This window comes from Providencia sp. CIM-Carb-044, from assembly GCF_033901115.1.
Lineage (GTDB): Bacteria > Pseudomonadota > Gammaproteobacteria > Enterobacterales > Enterobacteriaceae > Providencia > Providencia hangzhouensis.
The window spans coordinates 64,712-80,323 of record NZ_JAXADV010000002.1 but is presented as its reverse complement, the minus strand read 5'-3'; the positions used below and the strand labels follow the sequence as shown (position 1 = coordinate 80,323).

Here is a 15,612-nt window from a genome sequence, read left to right as displayed (position 1 = left end):
AAATTTCCATATCAAAGCCGTGCAGGTAAATAGTAAAGCTGCGTATTATGGCTAGCGGCAATTAAACGGAAACTTTTTCTGTAATAGAAATAAAGTCCTTCATCGCTTCTACTGTAGGGCCGTCCACACAATAGTGAGTAAATTCATCGGTTTCGCTATTAGAAGCCATTGTAACGCCTACTTTGCGGTAACTCATGGTTGATGGTACCGTTTTCCCAGCAGAGCTGTGTACCTCAGATAAACCGATTTCCATGAATTTACTGAGGTTAGCTAAACGTACGCCCGCACCCGCCATAATTTGTGGGCCATTGATTTGCTGGCTTTTTTCATGTAACTCTTTCAAGAGAGGTAAGCCCAACTCCGCGCTTTGTTGCTGCCCAGAAGTTAAAATGCGAGCCACGCCGAGTTCCTTTAATTGTTCTAAAGCTAACGATGGGTTAATACACATATCAAATGCACGATGGAAAGTAATATTCATTCCTTGTGCTATTTCCATCAACGTTTGCATCCTATTGATATCAATACGCCCTTCGCTATCTAATATACCGATAACGGCACCTGAAAAGCCCATTTCCTTAATCATGATTAAATCTTCACGGATCACATCAAACTCACTGATGTTATAGCAAAAATCGCCACCACGAGGACGAATAATAGGATGAACTGGAATATGTAGTTTCTCTTTCGCTAATTTCAGGTAACCATAACTGGGTGTCAGACCACCATCAGCGGCGCCAGAGCACAGTTCGATACGATCTGCACCATATTCTTGAGCCACTTGGGCACATTCAATTCCGAAACAACAGATTTCCAGTTTTGCCATGACAACCTCCGAAATAGAGCAATAAAACACTGGCTTTATGTGCCAAAAAAATAATGAAAGATTTAATGTTAAACGTTAACAATTCGCCTAATAATGCCATTTATCAAAAAATGTTATCGGATGGATATCACACCGCCAAAAGTTAACGGGGACTATTGATCAATAACGTTAATTACATCACTTATTTTTCACTTTCAATTATCTTTTTTAGTGAGAATGGATGGTATTTAACTGTTATCTCACCATTTGACACTGCTAATGTTGGATTTGGCAACCTTTCTTGCTGCCCTTTGGGTTGGCTCATTTTAATGCTATACCCTTGGGGTAAAGGTTCAGGTAATAACTGCAATGCCGCGGTTTCTAGCTGATTCGGCTCAACATCTATTACCATTTCGATGTGTTCCCAACTTTCTTTCGAGTAAATTTTGTCCTTTGGAAAAGGCAACTCAATGATAAATACATCTTGACCCGCGATATTTAATGGCTCACTTAGCTCATATAAACGAATCGGTCGGCCATTAATTATATTATCAGATAAAAGTTGGGCACATTGCATTAACCCTTGGTGCCAACGTTCTGCAGTTTCAATATGATGACAACGCACTGAAATATGGTCAATCGGAAAGGATGACAATAATACGTTTATCTCTTGCGCCATCTGTTGTAATTTACCTATGAATATAGGTAGGTCATCCCATAAATCTTGTAATTGCGAAATTTTGCTAAACTGTGGCACTTAACGCCCCCTTTACAAAAACTTATCTGCTAAACAGTGGCGCAGACTGTAGCATGAGAGCCCCAAAATGTGGTATAAAACCTGCCGATTTTTCTCTTCCACCTTTTAGTTATGCGCATGTGATGGCACAATGCGGTAACTATGTTCGTAATTTAAGGTAATTCGGTGAATATTCAGGCGATTCTTTCAGATAAAATTAGTGCTGCGATGTTAGCAGCGGGTGCTCCAGAAGACAGTGATGCACTTGTGCGTCAATCCGCTAAAGCTCAGTTTGGTGATTACCAAGCCAATGGAGTGATGGGCGCTGCTAAAAAGATGGGGATAGCTCCGCGACAACTGGCTGAACAGCTTGTTAATCACTTAGATTTGGAAGGGATTGCCAGCAAAGTTGAAATTGCAGGCCCCGGCTTTATTAATATTTTCCTTGAGCCAGCTTGGGTTGAAAAGCATGTTGAAGAGGCATTGGCTTCCCAGCGCTTAGGCATCGCGCCCGTCAAGCCTGAAACGATTGTCATTGACTATTCTGCGCCTAATGTCGCGAAACAAATGCACGTAGGCCACTTACGCTCCACCATTATTGGTGATGCTGCGGCACGCACTCAAGAATTTATTGGTCATAAAGTCATCCGTGCCAACCACGTCGGTGATTGGGGTACGCAATTTGGTATGTTAATTGCCTATCTTGAGAAAGTTCAAAATGAAGATGCCACCGATATGGCACTTGCCGACCTCGAAGAATTTTATCGCGAAGCCAAAAAACACTACGACGAAGATGAAGAATTCGCAGTCCGCGCTCGTGGCTACGTTGTGAAACTGCAATCCGGTGATGAATATTGTCGTCAAATGTGGCGCAAATTAGTGGATATCACTATGCAGCAAAACCAAGAAACCTATCGCCGTTTAAATGTCACTTTAACCGAAGATGACGTGATGGGCGAAAGCTTATATAACAGTATGCTACCCGGTATTGTTGCAGACTTGAAAGCCAAAGGTTTAGCTGTCGAGAGTGAAGGCGCGACGGTTGTTTTTCTCGACGAATTTAAAAATAAAGAAGGCGAACCAATGGGCGTGATCGTCCAGAAAAAAGATGGTGGCTTCTTGTACACAACAACTGATATTGCCTGTGCGAAATACCGTTATGAAACCCTTCATGCTGACCGCTCACTTTACTATATTGACTCTCGCCAACATCAACATTTAATGCAAGCATGGACCATCGTCCGTAAAGCAGGTTATATCCCTGAATCAATGGCACTTGAGCACCACATGTTCGGTATGATGCTAGGTAAAGATGGCAAACCATTTAAGACTCGTACAGGTGGTACCGTTCGTTTATCAGACTTACTGGATGAAGCGGTTGAACGTGCTCAAGCGCTGATCCGTGAGAAAAACCCAGATATGCCTGAAGATGAATTGCTCAATGTCGCAAATGTTGTCGGTATTGGCGCCGTTAAATACGCTGACTTGTCCAAAAACAGAACGACAGATTATATTTTCGATTGGGACAACATGTTAGCTTTCGAAGGAAATACCGCTCCGTATATGCAGTATGCGTATACTCGAGTGGCTTCTATTTTCAAGAAAGCCAATTTAACCCATGCAGACTTAACTCTGCCTATTTCATTACAAGACCCACGTGAAATTGCGCTTGCGACACGTTTGTTACAGTTTGAAGAAACCATTCTAACTGTCGCTCGTGATGGTACACCTCATGTGATGTGTGCTTATTTATATGAACTAGCTGGTTTATTCTCAGGCTTTTATGAGCACTGCCCTATCTTGTCAGCCGATGACGAAGCCCAGCGCCAAAGCCGCTTGAAATTGGCTGCATTAACTCAAAAAACTCTAAAAACGGGCTTAGATACTCTGGGCATTGAAACCGTTGAAAGAATGTAATTCAAATCAATAAATAGTCTATTAACGGTTCACTTTGGTGAGCCGTTTTTGTTTGCGCTGTTTCGCTAACTTTGTTGTTCGTTTTTGTAATTCATCGATATATTCATTTGCGCAATTACGGAGTACTAAGTTCCATTTACAAAGTATTTTTGCTTGTTCATAAAGTTCAGGGTTATTCGACAACCGGTTATTCTGTTGTAGCCAATCAGCAACACTCGCCCAGTCCCATAACGGGGATGTCCCTCTCAAACGTTGTACGGGTGTAGGGAAATGGCCTTTACCTCGAGCCCCATCTTTCAGCAAAGCCACTGCTTGACGGGTTAGCCCTGTCAATTCTGCAATATCACTTAACCCAACCAAAGCGGAATCAATAGATTCCACTTTTATATTCAGCGATGTACTTTCAACATCTGTAATCGCAGTTTCAATTGCAAGATCAAAAGATTCCGCTTCCCTATCAAATTCTAAATAAACCGATTTACCATAAAAGCACACCAATGCATCGCAACAGCCTGCGGCGAATAAGGTATCAACTAAGCCTTCCGTATCAGCAGTCACACCCGATAGTGTTAATGTGAAAGTAAATAGCGCCATAATTTCCCCATCTTACATAAATAAGCGGCCTAAGCCGCTTGGATTAACCTAAAAGAGCAATGCAGTGATTCACTTTACGTATTATCTGTTTAGCATGCACTTCCATAACTTTTGGCGTTGACCAGACACTCATCATATGTGTTTTGTGTTCACCCACTGCGTTACCACAGCGTAACTTGCAAAAAGTATGTGATGAGTTTCCTGCTGTAACCCAGACCCAGCCATTTTCTATCGCATATTCAATAGCTGCCTGAACATGCTTATTTGGGTGTTTTTTCATCGACCTCCTTGATACATAACATAGCCATTCCGTTGACATCGGTCAACAAGTAATATTCAATAAATTGAATACTCCCCTGAAATTAATTGCTGTCACAACAACCCAGTAAATATACCCCAGAAATAGAGCTGGATATTATTTTTATCAGTGAAAACAATCAATTGAAATTTCATGAAATAATTTTGAAATTAATAATTCAGTTATAAAGAGAATAAATTTGAGTAGATAATTAGAAATTGAAGGGAAAGAATTTATGCCTGTTGGCACCTTAACTACGTAGATTACAGAGATAAAAAAGCCCAATTTTATGAGCTCTCCTCATTAAAATTGGGCTTTTAAGGTCATTGACATACTTATTAATTAGGCAATACTGCGTTTCATAAAATCACGAGGGCGGAACCCGAGCACGTATAAAGCAACAAAATAACTTCCCGCACCAACAATCACGACGCCTATCAAACGTAGCATACGCATCAGCATATTACCTTCTTGCCAAGACGGCATAAAATGTAAGACACCAAATAGCACGGCACCCATTACAATTAACGCTATCAATAGTTTAACGATAAACCCTTTCCAGCCCGCTAAAGGCTGAAAAATATCTTGCTTGCGCAATTGCCAATAGAGAACTCCCGCATTAAAACAGGCAGCTAACCCAATGGATAAAGCTAAACCTGCATGTTGTAATGGCCCGATAAAGGCTAAGTTCATCAGTTGCGTTAAGATTAACGTGACAATCGCAATTTTCACTGGGGTACGAATATCTTGGCGTGAATAAAAACCTGGTGCCAAAATTTTCACCAAAATCATCCCAGTTAACCCGACACAATAGGCAATTAAGGCATATTGTGTCATAAGTGAGTCATGCGCCGTAAAATTACCGTATTGGAATAAAGATACGGTTAATGCTTCAGAGAGTATCGCCAACCCTAACGCACAAGGTAGTGCCAGTAGCAGACAAAGGCGTAACCCCCAATCCATCAAGTGACGATATTCGTTTTGGTTGCCACTCGTAAAGCTTTTCGCAAGTGATGGCAATAAAATCGTTCCAAGAGCTACACCAAGTACCCCTGATGGTAACTCCATTAGCCTATCGGCGTAGTACATCCATGATACTGAACCAGATTGTAAAAAAGAGGCAAATATCGTATTGATAATCAAAGAAATTTGCGCAACAGAAACCCCGATAATAGCGGGACCCATCATTTTCATTACACGCCAAACCCCACTATCACGAAATGATAAGCGCGGTAGCACTAACATGCCCACCTTTTTAAGGTGTGGTAGCTGATAGACCAGTTGCAAAACACCGCCAACCAGCACTGCCCATGCTAATGACATTATGGGTGGGTTAAAGTATGGGGCTGCAAAAGCAGCAAAAATGATCATACTGACATTGAGCAATGTTGGCGCGAATGCAGGGACTGAGAAACGGTTCCAAGTATTCAGGATAGCCCCAGCGAGAGAGGCCAGAGAGATCAGAAAAATATAAGGGAATGTGACTCGTAAAAGATCTGTCGTCAGCGCAAATTTGTCAGCATCGTCGGTAAATCCAGGTGCGGTGACATAAATGATCCAAGGGGCGGCAATCATACCAAGGATAGTTACGATCGCTAAAGCGAGGGTTAGCATCCCAGCAATATAAGCGACGAATGTACGAGTGGCCTCTTCTCCCTGCTGATTTTTGTATTCCGCCAGTATTGGGACAAAAGCTTGTGAAAATGCACCTTCGGCAAAAATTCGACGTAAAAGATTCGGTAGCTTAAATGCGACAAAAAAGGCGTCCGCCGCGGCTCCTGCACCAAAAACTCGAGCGATAATGGCGTCGCGAATAAACCCAAGCACACGAGACATCATGGTCATGGAGCTTACTGCCGCCAACGATTTTAATAAATTCATGATTGATAGACTAAAAGAATACAATCGCATCAGTTTAACAGCGAGCGCTGCAACTGACTACGATTGAAAGGTAAATTAGGAATTTAGGCTTTATTCAGCGCCCAAGTGTTATCTGTCAATGCCGTCAATACATGGTCACGCCACTCACCATTAATTTGTAAGTATTGCTTTGCATAGCCTTCACGTTCAAAGCCAAGCTTAGTCAATAAATGACCACTACGCATATTATGAGGCATATAATTTGCCATAATTCGGTGCATTTTTTGGTGTTGTTGCATATAACGAATCGCTTGGGTTAGCGCTTCATACATTAGACCTTGTCCTTGCCATTTTTCACCTAGTGAATAGCCTAAGTAACAGGCATAAAATGAGCCACGCAATACATTACTAAAGTTCGCTACCCCCATAACTTCGTTTTCTTCTTTATCTAATAGTAAGAAATGGAAAGCACTTCCTTCTCGATGCATTTCATTCATGACTTGTAACCGATTATGCCAGCCAGCGGGCTGGTAATGAGAGTTGTCCCTGATGGGTTCCCACGGAATTAAAAAGTCTTTGTTCAGACTGTAATAATCAGCTAGTCGATAATTATCACGTTCGTAAGTCAAACGAATAACCATTCTATCAGTGACAAGACGCACTTTCGGTACATTTGAACGATAACCAAACATCGTTAACCCTTAATTAATAAAAAGCCAGATATTTTCTTTAGTTCTAAGCCAATAACTTAGAACGTTAAAGTGTAGCTTACAATTCATTCACGAAAAATATGTTACGTAAATTAAAATATGAATACATCACTAGATGCCTTCATTGTGAAGCATACTCAAGTATGTGACCCAAGGAGCCAAACGCAGTCAACACCGTCACAAAGTGAAGTATGGCCCCCTATCAATATTCTAAATAATTCGCTCTGTGACTAGGCGACCAGAGAGGATAGCTTGGGGAGCATACTCAAGTATGTGACCCAAGGAGCCGAACGCAGTCAACACCGTCACAAAGTGAAGTATGGCCCCCTATCAATATTCTAAATAATTCGCTCTGTGACTAGGCGACCAGAGAGGATAGCTTGGGGAGCATACTCAAGTATGTGACCCAAGGAGCCGAACGCAGTCAACACCGTCACAGAGTGAAGTATGGCCCTATCAATATTCTAAATAATTCGCTCTGTGACTAGGCGACCAGAGAGGATAGCTTGGGGAGCATACACTAGTATGTGACCCAAGGAGCCGAACGCAGTCAACACCGTCACAGAGTGAAGTATGACGAATATTTATCGATAAAAAAATATCATCTATCAAACCTCAATATACTGATATTATTAATAACTAATTTTAAGCATCATTCCCTCTTTGCTATTTTTCTGATGGTGTCTCATGGCGCAGGTGTCACGGGCAAGAAGCCTTGGTAAGTATTTCCTTTTGCTTGACAACATGTTGGTTGTCCTCGGCTTTTTTGTTGTTTTTCCGCTTATTTCTATTCGTTTTGTTGATCAACTGGGTTGGGCCGCCGTGGTGGTGGGTTTTGCCTTAGGGCTTCGTCAGTTTGTTCAACAGGGTTTAGGTATCTTTGGCGGTGCTATCGCTGACCGGTTTGGTGCGAAACCCATGATTGTTATTGGAATGCTATTACGTGCCAGTGGTTTTGCAGTGATGGCAGTGGCCCATGACCCTTGGGTTTTATGGTTATCTTGCGTCCTTTCTGCACTGGGTGGAACCTTGTTTGATCCCCCACGAACCGCATTAGTTATTAAATTAACTCGCCCTTATGAACGCGGCCGTTTTTATTCTTTACTCTTAATGCAAGACAGTGCTGGAGCCGTTATTGGGGCGCTGATTGGTAGTTGGTTATTACAATATGACTTCCATTATGTCTGCTGGGTTGGCGCTGCTGTTTTTATTATTGCTGCTATCTGTAATGCTTGGTTGTTACCTGCTTATCGAATATCAACCATCAGAACCCCTATTAAAGAAGGTATGGGCCGCGTACTAAAAGACAAACGCTTTGTGACTTATGTAGTCACTTTAGCTGGCTATTTTATGTTGTCAGTACAAGTGATGCTTATGTTTCCTATTGTTGTCAATGAGTTAGCAGGGACGCCAACTGCCGTCAAATGGATGTATGCGATTGAAGCAGCGATATCCTTAACATTGCTTTACCCTATTGCTCGTTGGAGCGAAAAACATTTTCGCCTTGAGCAACGGCTCATGGCCGGGCTATTTTTAATGAGTCTCAGCATGTTTCCAATTGGTATGACAACCTCACTCAACACGCTATTTGCCCTTATTTGCCTATTTTATTTAGGTACTGTGACTGCCGACCCCGCTAGAGAAACACTAAGCGCATCACTTGCTGACCCAAGAGCCAGAGGGAGCTATATGGGCTTTAGCCGCTTAGGCCTTGCTTTAGGCGGAGCTGTCGGTTACACCGGTGGCGGCTGGATGTACGATATTGGCCACCAATGGAATATGCCACAATTACCTTGGTTCTTATTAGGGATCATCGGTTTTATCACTTTATGGGCACTGCATAAGCAATTTAACCGTAAAAAAATTGAAACAGTCATGTTGAGTGGGCAGTAATGCGCTAAACTAGCGGTATTACTGTAAAAGGAGTCTTTATGAAGAAGTTTATAATCGCCGCTATGGTGGGCTTTCTCACTCTCTTATCGGGTTGTAGTCAATTATCTGAGTTTAGTATTAGTGAATCACAAATTAATGATTATCTTGCTAATAAAGTAAAATATGACCACAAGGTCGGCATTACTGGCTTTGCTGATGCGGATATTCAACTCGCTAATTTAAAATCAGAAATCGGCCGCAGTGAACCTGGAAAAGTCGCGTTGACAGGGGATGCAACCGTTAAATTAGACTCGCTGATTGGTAAAGCAGAAGCACAAATTAACCTGACCCTCACTGCTCGTCCTTATTTTGACGCCAAAACCGGCTCAATTTACTTAAAAGAGTTAAATATTAGCAGTTACAAGGTAACACCCGAAAATATGGATACGGCTATGTCAGCTGTTATTCCTTACTTAAATAGTTCCCTTGAAACTTTCTTTGAAACTCAGCCTGTTTATGTGTTGAATCCAGATAATGGTGCTGCTGAAGCAACCGCAAAGAAATTGGCTAAAGGGCTTGAAATCAAACCGGGCAAATTTGTCATTCCATTAGTTGATTAATTTTAACCATAAATTATTTCGATTGATAAAAGCATGAAAGGCAACAAAAAATCTGTTGCCTTTCTAGCTTATTCAATCTTCAAACAAAATTATTAATCAATACCGCTGACTAAAACATAAGTAACATCATCATAAAAAAGTGACGGCGTCACAACTATTCGGTTTCTGAGTCAAGCTCATCACGCAGAGCAATAACTGCATCACGCGTAATTTGGGCTAAAGTACGATAAAACGTGGTTGTAGCATGCGCTTCAACTTTACCTAAAAAGCTGCCATACCAGCTAAGAATATAGCTATCAAATAATTCTTCTTGGGCGGCTGTTTCATCTTCTGCCGCTTGGTCTTCCAACCAAGAAGCCGCGAGTAGTAACGCACCAAAAGCATCCGCAGGTGCATTCGTCAGGGACATTCCTCTCACAGTTAAAAATTCGCGAACTTCTGCTTCTGTAATTTCAGAATCGTAATCATTCGCTAGCATTGAAACTGCTGGGGATTCACCTACAAACAGGGCTTGGTAATCCGCATTAACCGCATTGATATCGAGATCTTTTGCCATGCGCGACCATAATTCATCTTGCTCCAATGGCCATGATCCTTTTAATTTATCTTGAGCAATCATATCAATAAGCGGCTTTACGAGGCTATCAGAGGGACTACGTTGAAATAGTGTCCCCAAAATACGGCAGACGATTGAAAATTCGTTCATATATTATCCTATTTTTCAGATTCAGTAGTCACACCTCGTGACCGAAGCAGTTACTTTCAGTATATCGAAAAAATAGGAAAGATATTAGGGGTGATGATTGCGAGTGTTCATAAAGACCACTCGCAACAAAGAAGTGACTAATAACCGCGTTGCATATCAACCACACCAATAGGAGCTTGGCCAGCTTCGATGCGCTGGATATTACTGACAATCATATCCATGGCTTCTTTCGGTTTTGTAAAGGCGGCAACATGGGGCGTGATAGCGATGCGTGGATGCGTCCAGAACGGGTGCATTTGCGATAACGGTTCACTCGCAAAAACATCAAGCGCAGCACCTGCAACTTGCCCTGATTCAAGCGCTAAAAGCAAATCTTGCTCAATCAGATGAGCACCACGTGCAAGGTTGATAACATATGCCCCTTGCTCTAATTGGCTAAATAGTTGCTGGTTTAAAATTCCCACCGTTTCTGGCGTGCTTGGCAGAAGATTAATAATCACACGGGTTCCAGAAAGAAAGCTAGCTAATTGGTCATTACCAAAATAGCTTTTTACGTTATCAAGTTGTTTTTCAGAGCGACTCCATGTTCTTACATGAAAACCAAAGCTGACTAAGCGTTTTGCAACCGCTTGCCCTAATGCCCCTGCTCCCATAACACCAATGACAAAATCTTCGTGTTGGTAGGCTGGTAATTGCTTCCATTGTCGCTGTGATTGTAATTGGCGGTACTCATCCATACGACGAAAGTAGCTTAACACTTTTGCACAAGCGTATTCTTCCATTTGAATCGCCATTCCAGTGTCTTCCAAACGCATTACAGGAACGCCTGCCGGTAAGGTCCCAGGTTTGTCTTGTTCTTGCTTTAAAATAGCATCCACACCCGCACCTAACGCGAAAATACCTTTTAAATCACTGCGACCAGCGAGACATTCATAAGGCGGTAACCAAACCATAGCGTAATCTGCACTTTGGTTATCCCCTTTTTCCCATTGGCGAATATTCACTTGGGGTAATCGCGCTTTCATGCCCTCAATCCACTGTTTTGAATCAAAAAATGGATGGTAAAATAAAATATTCATGGCAACTCCTCTTTAGTTTCTAACAGAGTGTGCCGAATGGCATTTCTTTTCAAGTTAATCAAGCCGATACACTGTATTCAATCAGAATTTTGTTAACTAGCTAACGCTTTTTATCTTCACGACTTGCCGTTTCAAATTAACATTAAACGTATTATTTACCTTAGCTGATAACATTTAAGATTAGATAATAATCAAATTGTTTTTTATTTAGCTAAACAGCAACAAAAGTCGGAAAAAGGATAAATAGGGAGTTGACGTTAGACGCTATTTTCCCTATAGTAGCGCCCCGTTGCAGAGCAGGTTTTTATTCCCTACTCCACAACAGATTTAGAAAAACGGTGAGGTGTCCGAGAGGCTGAAGGAGCACGCCTGGAAAGTGTGTATACGGCAACGTATCGAGGGTTCGAATCCCTCCCTCACCGCCATTTTTCTTCTAGTTTTTCCTCTCTTCTTCTTGATATGCCATCCCTTGATTTTTTTTCTCTTTCGGTTCTATACCAATTCCTTGTTCGTGATATTCGCGGCTTATATCTTCCCAGAGTTCTGCATTTTCTATCCCAGCGACTTTGGGGTCAAACACCGGATCAACGCCTAGTTTTTCCTGCCGCTCAAAGTCACGCAGTGCTCGTAATGCAGGTTTTGACAGGAAGACTATGGCAATAAGATTAAGGTAACTCATACTACCGAACCCAATATCGCCAAGGCTCCACATTAAGCTAACTGACTGGACGCTTCCCATAAAAACAATAATCAGAAATACAAACTTAAGTATCAATTTCAAAATAGGGTAACGCAATTTTCTATCGAGATAAACAATCGTGGTTTCTGCAATATAGTAATAGGCCATCAAGGTTGTGAAAGCGAATAAAAATACGGCGATTGAGACAAATCCCGACCCTGCAGAAGTAAAGACTGTTGATACCGCCATTTGTGTCCATGCGGTCCCCGCGGCAACCCCGGGAACATATTCGACTAAGGCAGTCGCCGAACCATCTGGAAAAACGTTATACATATTGGTGACAAGGATCATCAAACCTGATGCTGTACACACAACGACAGTATCGATATAAATAGAAAACGCTTGAATTAACCCTTGTTTTACAGGGTGGCTTACCTCGGCCGCCGCAGAACTAAATGTGGCTTCACCCGCACCTGCCACGTTGGAAAAAACGGCACGGCGCACACCCCATGAGACAGCCGTACCAACAATACCACCGAATACAGCGTCCATTCCCATCGCACTACGGAAAATTAAACTGAACATACCCGGCACTTGTTCGTAATGGCTACCCAAGATGATCACCATCATGACGATATATGCCAATGCCATAATTGGCACGATCTTGTCTGCTGCACTCGCAATACGTTTTACACCACCAAAGATTAACCATGCCATCAGCACTGTCACAATGCCGCCTGTCGCAATTGGGGGTAAGTTAAATGCAGTTTGAAAGGAATCAGCAATGGTATTGGCTTGAATACCCGGAACCAGTACTCCATAAGATAGGCAAATAACCGCAGCCACTATAATGGCAAATGGTTTCAGTTTTAACCCTTTCTCGATATAGTAAGGGGAGCCTCCGCGGTATTGGCCATCAGAGCGCTGTTTGTATACTTGAGCAAGTGTGGATTCGATAAATGCGCTTGCTCCCCCCAATAGCCCCATGACAACCATCCAGAAGATTGCACCGGGGCCGCCTGCGGCAATGGCTGTCGCCACCCCCGCAATATTACCTACCCCTACACGCCCTGATAATGCTAAACAGAATGCTTGGAAGGAGGAAATTCCTTCTTTTGACGCTTTATTTTCCTTTAACAAACATACCATTTTAATGAGATAGCGAAACTGTACACCGCGAGTCGCTAATGTAAAATAGAGCCCAACACCTAGCGATAACACCACTAATGCATTACCCCAGATGTAACCAACGATTGTATTAACGATGGCTTCCATTTTGTACTCCTTCGTTATTGTAATTGTTTATTTGTATTTGCAGGGTAAAAAAAACCTGAGTCCAATAAGGTACTCAGGTCAACGTTTTTATTGATGAATAAACCAGATAACCTTGGTTTGAGTGTATTGTTCAAATGCCTCTAAACCGTTGTCTTTACCGCCAAAGCCTGATTGACGAAAGCCACCAAACGGCGTTGTAATATTGCCTTCACTAAAACCATTGACGGAAACGGTGCCTGCGTTAATACGCTGTGCAATTTGCATGGCTCGGTGAATATTTTGGCTATAAAATGAAGCCGCTAAACCATATTGAGTGTTATTGGCCAAAGCGACCGCTTCATCATCAGTTTTAAAAGACGTAACGGCTAAAATAGGGCCAAAAACTTCATGCTTAAATAGTGACATTTCAGGCGTGACTTCATCAAAAATTGTCGGTTCGATATACCATCCAGCCCCCAATTCATGATGGACCTTCCCACCAGCAATGAGTTTTCCGCCCTCCTTTAATGTGGTATCTAAAAATGATTTCACTTTTTCAAAGTGAGCTTGTTCGACCATTGGCCCAATTGAAATATCCGCATGCCTTGGGTCGCCGACTTTCCATTCTTTAACGGCGACGGCAAGCTTCTCTAATAGTGTTTTTTTGATGCTTTCATGCACAATTAAGCGAGAACCACAGCTACAGTTTTCACTCATATTCCAAAAGGCAGCCGCCATAATATGCGGAATTGCCGCCTCAATATTGGCATCTTCAAACACCACTTGAGGGCTTTTTCCCCCACATTCGAGTACAATTTCTTTTAAGTTACTTTCTGCTGAATATTTTAAGAATAAACGCCCTACCTCTGTTGAACCTGTGAATGACACAACATCCACATCATGATGGCGGCCAAGGGCTTCCCCGACTTTTTCACCTAACCCACAGACTAGACTTAATGCGCCTTTAGGGACTCCTGCCTCATAGGCCAGTTCCACCATACGATAAGCACTTAATGAGGTTAATTCGGCAGGTTTCACAATCACCGAGTTGCCTACCGCAAGAGCGGGTGCCACTTTCCATGCAAACATCTGAGCAGGGAAATTCCACGGCAACACTGCACCAACCACGCCAATAGGCTCATGCACTATCAACCCCAATTCTTGATGGCTTGTTGGTGCAATTTTACCAAACAGTTTGTCAATCGCTTCGGCATACCAATAAAAGGTGTCAATCGTTGCAGGTAAATCCGTATTTAAGCATTCAGTGATAGGCTTACCTGCATCAATACAATCTAGCGCCGCAAGTTCTTCACTGTGTTTTTCAATGAGATTAGCCCATTTAAGCATGACAACTTTACGTTCTTGAGGCGATAATCCGCGCCATTCACCTTGATTAAATGTGTTACGCGCTACCTGTACCGCGGCATTAATATCGTTCGCATCACCGTCAGCAATAAAACCAATAACACTATTATCGATTGGGGTACGGTTTTTTAATTTATTTTGCTGTTCTGGGTGCCCTGCAATCAAATTGCCTGCCCACAGTTTTCCTTGTTTTGCACATTCAAACACCTGCTGTTGGGTCATGGTCATATTTCCCCCTAGCGTTTAATTAATTTAATGAATTCATCGCGTTCTTGAGACGCTAGATTTGACAGAGGCAAACGAACCGGGCCAACATTGAACGTTCCATTCAAGCAACCCGCCTTGGCTTTTTGGTTATAGTTCCCTGACTCCATTGAGTAAATTGCAGGATAGATTTCAGTCATAATTTGCTTCGCTTGTTGCCAGTCACCCGCCTGCGCTGCATTAAAAATAGCAACTTGCTCTGCGGGGAATACGTTCCCCGCACCCGCTATCCAACTTTTCGAACCCCAAAAGAAGAAATCCACAGGTTGGTCATCACAGCCACAAATGACCTCAAAATTTTTGAATGGTGTTTGTAATAGATGCAGTGCTCGGCTAAAGCTACCGCTGCTTTCTTTGATGGCGACAATATTGTCAATTTCAGCTAACTTAATGACCGTTTCAATGTCGATTTCAATACCAATCCGAGCGGGAAAATTGTACATAATAATGGGTAATGGTGTTGATTTTGCGACTTTTTCATAGTGGGCATACACCCCTTGCTGGTCCGGCAGACTATACGGCGGAGGCGATAACATTAACCCTTCATAACCGAGCTCTTGAGCTTGTTTCGCGCGTGCGATTGCCCCCTCGGTTGATAAGTCGTTAATGCCCGCAATTAATGTCACTCGCCCTTTTGCAATCTTGCAAACGGTAGATAGCACGGTTTTACGCTCATCTTCATTTAATGCGTAATATTCCCCTGTTGTCCCACAAACTACTAAACCAGTAACACCTTGCTCAATAAGTTTTTCAGTTAATTCAGCAAGTGCACTGACATTTAGTGTTAAATCATCATGAAACGGGGTCACTAAAGGAACAAGAATGCCATGGAAATTCATTTGAATTCGCCTCAAAA

General features: G+C 42.4%; 14 protein-coding genes and 1 tRNA gene. 4 read left to right on the top strand and 11 right to left on the bottom strand.

Features of this window, described 5'->3' with window-relative positions:
* Positions 1-61 precede the first annotated feature (61 nt).
* Together cutC and SJ312_RS03635 are read right to left on the bottom strand one after the other, a co-directional pair.
* Complete coding sequence (gene cutC / locus SJ312_RS03640) at positions 62-823, bottom strand: copper homeostasis protein CutC (protein WP_004255070.1); 762 nt, start codon at positions 821-823, stop codon at positions 62-64.
* 181 nt (positions 824-1,004) lie between these two features.
* Complete coding sequence (locus tag SJ312_RS03635) at positions 1,005-1,559, bottom strand: VOC family protein (RefSeq protein ID WP_110591665.1); 555 nt, start codon at positions 1,557-1,559, stop codon at positions 1,005-1,007.
* Between the two features lie 165 nt (positions 1,560-1,724).
* Between SJ312_RS03635 and argS the strand changes: the two genes are divergently transcribed.
* Positions 1,725-3,455, top strand: a complete 1,731-nt coding sequence (gene argS / locus SJ312_RS03630; RefSeq protein ID WP_004255076.1) for an arginine--tRNA ligase — start codon at positions 1,725-1,727, stop codon at positions 3,453-3,455.
* Between the two features lie 21 nt (positions 3,456-3,476).
* Here the strand turns inward: argS and SJ312_RS03625 are convergent, their stop codons facing one another.
* The 4 genes from SJ312_RS03625 to rimJ all read right to left on the bottom strand — a co-directional run bounded on the left by SJ312_RS03625 (position 3,477) and on the right by rimJ (position 6,899).
* Positions 3,477-4,049, bottom strand: a complete 573-nt coding sequence (locus SJ312_RS03625; protein WP_094962956.1) for a helix-turn-helix transcriptional regulator — start codon at positions 4,047-4,049, stop codon at positions 3,477-3,479.
* A 43-nt stretch (positions 4,050-4,092) separates the two neighbouring features.
* Complete coding sequence (locus SJ312_RS03620) at positions 4,093-4,329, bottom strand: hypothetical protein (RefSeq protein ID WP_004255083.1); 237 nt, start codon at positions 4,327-4,329, stop codon at positions 4,093-4,095.
* A 360-nt stretch (positions 4,330-4,689) separates the two neighbouring features.
* Complete coding sequence (murJ, locus tag SJ312_RS03615; RefSeq protein WP_094962954.1) at positions 4,690-6,228, bottom strand: murein biosynthesis integral membrane protein MurJ; 1,539 nt, start codon at positions 6,226-6,228, stop codon at positions 4,690-4,692.
* An 83-nt stretch (positions 6,229-6,311) separates the two neighbouring features.
* The gene (rimJ, locus tag SJ312_RS03610) at positions 6,312-6,899 is read right to left on the bottom strand and encodes a ribosomal protein S5-alanine N-acetyltransferase (protein WP_094962953.1); all 588 of its coding nucleotides are present in this window, start codon (positions 6,897-6,899) and stop codon (positions 6,312-6,314) included.
* A 705-nt stretch (positions 6,900-7,604) separates the two neighbouring features.
* Between rimJ and mdtH the strand changes: the two genes are divergently transcribed.
* The gene (mdtH, locus tag SJ312_RS03605; protein WP_004255096.1) at positions 7,605-8,810 is read left to right on the top strand and encodes a multidrug efflux MFS transporter MdtH; all 1,206 of its coding nucleotides are present in this window, start codon (positions 7,605-7,607) and stop codon (positions 8,808-8,810) included.
* Between the two features lie 38 nt (positions 8,811-8,848).
* Positions 8,849-9,409: a lipoprotein gene (locus SJ312_RS03600; RefSeq protein ID WP_181489650.1), complete on the top strand. Its 561-nt coding sequence runs from the start codon at positions 8,849-8,851 to the stop codon at positions 9,407-9,409.
* 154 nt (positions 9,410-9,563) lie between these two features.
* Here SJ312_RS03600 and SJ312_RS03595 read toward each other — a convergent pair whose 3' ends face one another.
* Positions 9,564-10,115 carry a molecular chaperone gene (locus tag SJ312_RS03595; RefSeq protein ID WP_096864844.1) on the bottom strand — a complete coding sequence of 184 codons (552 nt, stop codon included), beginning with the start codon at positions 10,113-10,115 and terminating at the stop codon, positions 9,564-9,566.
* A 137-nt stretch (positions 10,116-10,252) separates the two neighbouring features.
* Positions 10,253-11,194 (bottom strand): glyoxylate/hydroxypyruvate reductase GhrA, encoded by a 942-nt coding sequence (gene ghrA, locus SJ312_RS03590; protein WP_004255104.1) that lies wholly within the window; start codon positions 11,192-11,194, stop codon positions 10,253-10,255.
* Between the two features lie 337 nt (positions 11,195-11,531).
* Here ghrA and SJ312_RS03585 point away from each other — a divergent pair.
* Positions 11,532-11,619: transfer RNA gene (locus SJ312_RS03585), tRNA-Ser, on the top strand.
* A gap of 8 nt (positions 11,620-11,627) precedes the next feature.
* On the opposite strand, the gene SJ312_RS03580 is transcribed toward SJ312_RS03585, so the two are convergent.
* From SJ312_RS03580 to dapA, 3 genes are all read right to left on the bottom strand, one after another.
* Positions 11,628-13,148 carry an alanine/glycine:cation symporter family protein gene (locus SJ312_RS03580; protein ID WP_004255107.1) on the bottom strand — a complete coding sequence of 507 codons (1,521 nt, stop codon included), beginning with the start codon at positions 13,146-13,148 and terminating at the stop codon, positions 11,628-11,630.
* Positions 13,149-13,235: 87 nt separating this feature from the next.
* Positions 13,236-14,720, bottom strand: coding sequence for an aldehyde dehydrogenase (locus SJ312_RS03575; protein ID WP_319866961.1), 1,485 nt, complete (start codon positions 14,718-14,720; stop codon positions 13,236-13,238).
* 8 nt (positions 14,721-14,728) lie between these two features.
* Positions 14,729-15,595 carry a 4-hydroxy-tetrahydrodipicolinate synthase gene (gene dapA / locus SJ312_RS03570; protein WP_112307014.1) on the bottom strand — a complete coding sequence of 289 codons (867 nt, stop codon included), beginning with the start codon at positions 15,593-15,595 and terminating at the stop codon, positions 14,729-14,731.
* Positions 15,596-15,612 lie beyond the last annotated feature (17 nt).

Coding starts and splice junctions, on each gene's coding strand:
- cutC (WP_004255070.1), bottom strand. CDS start 823: ATGGCAAAACTGGAAATCTGTTGTTTCGGAATTGAATGTGCCCAAGTG.
- SJ312_RS03625 (WP_094962956.1), bottom strand. CDS start 4,049: ATGGCGCTATTTACTTTCACATTAACACTATCGGGTGTGACTGCTGAT.
- SJ312_RS03620 (WP_004255083.1), bottom strand. CDS start 4,329: ATGAAAAAACACCCAAATAAGCATGTTCAGGCAGCTATTGAATATGCG.
- murJ (WP_094962954.1), bottom strand. CDS start 6,228: ATGAATTTATTAAAATCGTTGGCGGCAGTAAGCTCCATGACCATGATG.
- rimJ (WP_094962953.1), bottom strand. CDS start 6,899: ATGTTTGGTTATCGTTCAAATGTACCGAAAGTGCGTCTTGTCACTGAT.
- mdtH (WP_004255096.1), top strand. CDS start 7,605: ATGGCGCAGGTGTCACGGGCAAGAAGCCTTGGTAAGTATTTCCTTTTG.
- SJ312_RS03600 (WP_181489650.1), top strand. CDS start 8,849: ATGAAGAAGTTTATAATCGCCGCTATGGTGGGCTTTCTCACTCTCTTA.
- SJ312_RS03595 (WP_096864844.1), bottom strand. CDS start 10,115: ATGAACGAATTTTCAATCGTCTGCCGTATTTTGGGGACACTATTTCAA.
- ghrA (WP_004255104.1), bottom strand. CDS start 11,194: ATGAATATTTTATTTTACCATCCATTTTTTGATTCAAAACAGTGGATT.
- SJ312_RS03580 (WP_004255107.1), bottom strand. CDS start 13,148: ATGGAAGCCATCGTTAATACAATCGTTGGTTACATCTGGGGTAATGCA.
- SJ312_RS03575 (WP_319866961.1), bottom strand. CDS start 14,720: ATGACCATGACCCAACAGCAGGTGTTTGAATGTGCAAAACAAGGAAAA.
- dapA (WP_112307014.1), bottom strand. CDS start 15,595: ATGAATTTCCATGGCATTCTTGTTCCTTTAGTGACCCCGTTTCATGAT.